At 68.5% G+C, this 4,328-nt stretch carries 8 protein-coding genes; 5 read left to right on the plus strand and 3 right to left on the minus strand.

All coding sequences use genetic code 11. The annotated features are described in order from the left end of the window. Positions 1-70: 70 nt before the first annotated feature. The gene (locus VF536_RS23340; protein WP_331617300.1) at positions 71-874 is read right to left on the minus strand and encodes a TlpA disulfide reductase family protein; all 804 of its coding nucleotides are present in this window, start codon (positions 872-874) and stop codon (positions 71-73) included. 10 nt (positions 875-884) lie between these two features. Then, entirely contained in the window at positions 885-1,298 is a 414-nt protein-coding gene (locus VF536_RS23345) for a VOC family protein (RefSeq protein ID WP_331617301.1), read from the minus strand. A 99-nt stretch (positions 1,299-1,397) separates the two neighbouring features. Between VF536_RS23345 and VF536_RS23350 the strand changes: the two genes are divergently transcribed. The 5 genes from VF536_RS23350 to VF536_RS23370 all read left to right on the plus strand — a co-directional run bounded on the left by VF536_RS23350 (position 1,398) and on the right by VF536_RS23370 (position 3,839). Further along, entirely contained in the window at positions 1,398-2,042 is a 645-nt protein-coding gene (locus VF536_RS23350) for a LysE family translocator (protein ID WP_331617302.1), read from the plus strand. Between the two features lie 13 nt (positions 2,043-2,055). Next, a complete protein-coding gene (locus VF536_RS23355; RefSeq protein WP_331617303.1) occupies positions 2,056-2,466 on the plus strand; it encodes a VOC family protein in 411 nt (136 codons plus the stop codon). 210 nt (positions 2,467-2,676) lie between these two features. Further along, positions 2,677-2,853, plus strand: a complete 177-nt coding sequence (locus tag VF536_RS23360) for a hypothetical protein (RefSeq protein WP_331617305.1) — start codon at positions 2,677-2,679, stop codon at positions 2,851-2,853. 17 nt (positions 2,854-2,870) lie between these two features. Beyond that, positions 2,871-3,449 (plus strand): putative glycolipid-binding domain-containing protein, encoded by a 579-nt coding sequence (locus VF536_RS23365; protein ID WP_331617306.1) that lies wholly within the window; start codon positions 2,871-2,873, stop codon positions 3,447-3,449. A gap of 51 nt (positions 3,450-3,500) precedes the next feature. Further along, positions 3,501-3,839: a nuclear transport factor 2 family protein gene (locus tag VF536_RS23370; protein ID WP_331617307.1), complete on the plus strand. Its 339-nt coding sequence runs from the start codon at positions 3,501-3,503 to the stop codon at positions 3,837-3,839. Positions 3,840-3,854: 15 nt separating this feature from the next. Here VF536_RS23370 and VF536_RS23375 read toward each other — a convergent pair. Beyond that, positions 3,855-4,328: MFS transporter (locus tag VF536_RS23375; RefSeq protein WP_331617308.1), on the minus strand; the 474-nt coding region annotated here is incomplete at its 5' end.

Here is a 4,328-nt window from a genome sequence, read left to right on the forward strand (position 1 = left end):
CGATGATGCCGACCTCAGCCGGACCTTCAAGATCGATGGCTCCGATTGCCTGTTCGTGAAGGCGCTGAATTCAGCGTAGTTGCGTCAACATCGCTTCCAAGGCCGGCTGCGACAGCTCGCCCGTGCGCTTGCCGACGAGCTTCCCCGAGGCGTCGAAGAGCAGCGTGGTGGGATAACCCGCCTGCTTGAACACCGCGCTGGCCTGGCGGCGCTCGTCGATGGCGACGCTGCTCATGGTCAGGCGCTGCTGGCCCAGCCACTTGGCGACGTGGGCCGCGTCCTCGCCTTGATTGATGAAGACGAAGCGCACGTCCGGACGGTCGCGCTGCGCCTGCGCGAGCATCGGCATCTCGCGGATGCACGGCCCGCACCAGGTCGCCCACAGGTTGATGAGCACCGGCTTTCCGCGCAGCGCGGCGAGATCGATGGGCTCACCGTTCAACTGCTCGAAGCGCAAGGCCGGGAGCGGCTCGGTGGCGGGCCGCATGGCGAGCTGGATCTGGCCCGCGATCACGATCGCGGTGCCCAGCGCCAGCGGCACCGTCACCGGGATCCGCATCGCCGGCACGTTCCTCAGCTTGAAGGTCGCGTACATCCACATCGCGATGATGCCGACCTCGGGCGACCATCCGCCGTCGCGCAGGTTGAGGAGGCTGAGCGGGTGCTCGACGTACAGCTCCTTGTACTGGTAGAGGAAGCCGAGCCGTGCGAACACGATGGCGACCCACAGGCTGCGCCACAGCAGCGGCCCCGCGTCCTGTCCGCGCTTGCGCATGAGGACCGTCGCGACGGCCAGTGACGCGGCGACCGCGACGCACAGATGCAGGAAGGCCCAAGGCAGCACCAGGGGACCGATGGCGACGGCCTCGTTCATCGTGGACGGATCAGGTCGCGAAGATCCCGTCCGTGGACGCGAAGCCCTTGACCTCGATCGGATTGCCCGACGGGTCGAGGAAGAACATCGTGGCCTGCTCGCCGGGTTGTCCCGCGAAGCGGATGCTCGGCTTCAGCACGAACTCGACACCGTGCGTCTCCAGCCGGTCGGCGAGCGCGCGCCAGTCCGGCATCGCCATGATCACGCCGAGGTGCGGCATGGGCACCATGTGGTCGCCGACCTTCCCGGTGTTGCCGGTCTGGAACGGCTCGCCGAGGTGCAGCGAGATCTGGTGGCCGAAGAAGTCGAAGTCGACCCAGGTGTCGGTGCTGCGGCCTTCCTCGCAGCCGAGCACGCCGCCGTAGAAGGCGCGGGCATCGTCCAGGTCTCGCACGTGATAGGCCAGGTGGAACACGGATCGCATGGGGACTCCCGGGCAGGGGTGATCGATCGGACGATCCTAGCCCCGAAGCCCCGCCCGCTAACATCGGACCCCTCTGTGTCGTGCGCTTGGGAGATCGGTGTGGATGTGACCAGCTGGTTGGGCTTTGTCAGTGTGGCGCTGTTCGTCACGTTCACGCCGGGGCCGGCGGTGCTGATGGCGATCTCGAACTCGCTCAGCGTCGGGCCGCGGCGGGCGATGGTCGGCTCGCTGGGCAACGCGATCGGTCTGCTGGCCGTGTCCGCGGCGACGACGGCGGGCCTGGGCGTGCTGCTGAGCACCTCGGCCCAGGCCTTCCTGGTGGTGAAGCTGCTGGGTGCCTGCTACCTGATCTGGCTGGGCATCAAGCAGTGGCGCCAGGGCGCGCGCATGTCGATGGCCAACGGCGACGCCGCCGCGGCGGAAGTCGCCGGCCTGTCGCGCCGGGCGCTCTTCCTGCGCGGCATCATGGTCGCGCTGACGAATCCGAAGGCGATCCTGTTCTTCACCGCGCTGTTCCCGCAGTTCATGAACCACCCGGAGACGGCGCTGCGCGACTTCGTCGTGCTGACGGTGACCTTCTCGTCCTGCGCCGTGCTGGCGCATGCCTTCTACGTGCTGCTCGCGCGCGCGCTGCGCCGCGGGCTGGCGTCGCCGACGCGGGTGAAGCTCATGAACCGGACCTTCGGCGCGTGCTTCGTCGCGCTGGGCGTCAGCCTGCTGGGCTGGCGCGGTCGCACGCAGTGAAGGAGGTGCAACCATGTTCTCCCATCTCTTCGTCGGCATCACCGACTTCGACCGCGCGCTGGCGTTCTACACGCCGGTGATGGCGGCGCTGAAACAGCCGCACCGCTTCACCGATCCGGGTTCCCAACGCGCCGGCTGGCAGTCCGCGCAGAGCGTGCGACCGCTGTTCCTGATCGGCCGGCCGCTGGAGGGCGAGGCCTGCTTCGGCAACGGGCAGATGACGGCCTTCATGGCGGCATCGCGCGCGATGGTCGACGAGGTCCATGCCGCAGCGCTCGCCCACGGCGGGACCTGCGAAGGCGAACCCGGCCTGCGGCCCCAGTACCACCCGAACTACTACGGCGCCTACTTCCGCGATCCGGACGGGAACAAGCTGTGCGTGGTGTGTCATGAGGCGGAGCCGTCGCCGTCGGAGGGCGCGTGAAGGCCTCCGGAGATTCTTCGTTCCAGCGATTTGTCGGACGCGGTGCGATGGCGTGCCTCGTCGCGCTGCTGTCGCTGGCGGCTTCGGCGGCCCCCGCGGCGCTCCCGGAGGAGGTGGCGGCGCTCGTCGAACGACACGGGGCCTGCACGCACTGGCTCGGCGAGCCCGGGGGAAGGCGATGCGGAGCGCCGGCGGGACATCGAGTGGGGCATGTGCCAGAGCTGTCCCGGCACTGATGCGCGCCTGGCCGCGTTGAAGAAGAAGTACCGCGGCGATCCCGCCGTGATGGCAGTGCTTCAGCCACTGGACCCGCAGGTGGAGCCCATGGGCAAGGACGAGGCGAAACGCTTCTGCGCGACGACGCGCAAGCCGGAGTGGACGAAGTAGCAATCAAGGAGCCCGTCATGCCTCTGCCTCGCACCGTCTGCTGGATCCCCCTGTGGAATGCCGCGCAACCCGGAGTGGGCATCGAGCACCTGCGGCTCTCCGACGGACACGCCGACGGCATCGTGATCGCCGTCGACGAGGAGTCTGGGCCGTTCCGTCTCGCCTATCGGCTCGACCGGGACGAGCGTTGGCGACTGCGCGAGGCGGCGTTGTCGCTCATCGATGGCGAGGGCGAATCGCCTCGCTCGATGCATCTGAAGACAGATGGCGACGGCCACTGGCAGGACGGCGAAGGGCGGGCTCTCGCCGATCTCGACGGATGCCTGGACATCGACATCTGGCCCACGCCGTTCACCAACAGCTTTCCGATCCGGCGCGTGCCGCTGGCCATCGGCGAAAGACGTGAGTTCCGCATGGCGTGGGTGGACGGCACTGCCCTCACCGTGCGCGCTCAGGCGCAGGCCTATACGCGGCTCGACGAACGGCTGTATCGCTTCGAGTCGCTGGACGGGTCAGGCTTTGTCGCGGACCTGCCGGTGGACGAGGACCTGCTTGTCCTGGACTACCCAGGCCTTTTCAAACGTCATCGGGACTGAGCGGGGAAGGTCGCGATACTGCGCGACCCTGCCGACCGTCACGTTCAAAGCATGAGCCGCCAAGCCTCGTTCCTCGATTACCTCCGCCGCTACGCCGCCAAGGACCTCGACGGCATCGCCGCGCTGTTCTCGGAGGACGTCACACTGCGCGACTGGAATCTCTCGGTGAAGGGCCGCGATGCGGCCATCGCGGAGACGCGCAAGAACTTCGAGTCCGCCGCCTCGATCCAGATCGAGGTGCTGCGTGTGCTGGAGAACGAGAACTCGGTGGCCGGTGAACTGCGCATCCTGGTCGACGGGCACATCGAGCTGTTCGTCGTCGATGTGCTGGACTTCGACGCGGAAGGGCGGATCACGGCGATCCGCGCCTTCCTCGGTCGTGGCGACTGAACGTCGCGCGCCAGCTCACTCGTCGGCGCCGAGCCGCACCACCAACGCAGCGGCACTCGCCACCGTCGCGAGCCCGGTCACGCCGACCCAGCCCCAGTGGGTCAGCAGCACGCTGCCCAGCGCCGCGCCGGTCGCCATGCCGATGAACATTCCCGTGAACAGCAGCGCGTTGAGGCGGCTGCGCGCGGCCGGATCGAGGCTGTAGACGATCGTCTGGTGCGCGACCAGCGCAGCCTGCACACCGAAGTCGAACACGACCGCGAGCACCACCAGCACGACGATCGCCGCACCGCGGTCCAGCCACGCCGTCACCGACATCACCGCGAAGGACAGCGCCACCAGCAGCGAACCCAGCTTCGTCACCACGCCGGGGCCGCGCTTGTCGGCGAAACGTCCCGCCAGCGGCGCGGCCAGCGCGCCGGCCGCGCCGGCCAGGCCGAAGGCGCCGGAGACCGCGCTGCCCAGCCCGAAGCGCTGATGCAGCATGAC

Origin of the sequence: Roseateles sp. (assembly GCF_036486225.1) — a bacterium.
Taxonomy (GTDB): Bacteria; Pseudomonadota; Gammaproteobacteria; order Burkholderiales; family Burkholderiaceae_C; genus Roseateles.

What these genes read in the sequence shown, in the direction of transcription:
- VF536_RS23370 (WP_331617307.1), top strand. Translation starts at nt 3,501, where the DNA reads ATGAGCCGCCAAGCCTCGTTCCTCGATTACCTCCGCCGCTACGCCGCC.
- VF536_RS23340 (WP_331617300.1), bottom strand. Translation starts at nt 874, where the DNA reads ATGAACGAGGCCGTCGCCATCGGTCCCCTGGTGCTGCCTTGGGCCTTC.
- VF536_RS23365 (WP_331617306.1), top strand. Translation starts at nt 2,871, where the DNA reads ATGCCTCTGCCTCGCACCGTCTGCTGGATCCCCCTGTGGAATGCCGCG.
- VF536_RS23345 (WP_331617301.1), bottom strand. Translation starts at nt 1,298, where the DNA reads ATGCGATCCGTGTTCCACCTGGCCTATCACGTGCGAGACCTGGACGAT.
- VF536_RS23355 (WP_331617303.1), top strand. Translation starts at nt 2,056, where the DNA reads ATGTTCTCCCATCTCTTCGTCGGCATCACCGACTTCGACCGCGCGCTG.
- VF536_RS23360 (WP_331617305.1), top strand. Translation starts at nt 2,677, where the DNA reads ATGTGCCAGAGCTGTCCCGGCACTGATGCGCGCCTGGCCGCGTTGAAG.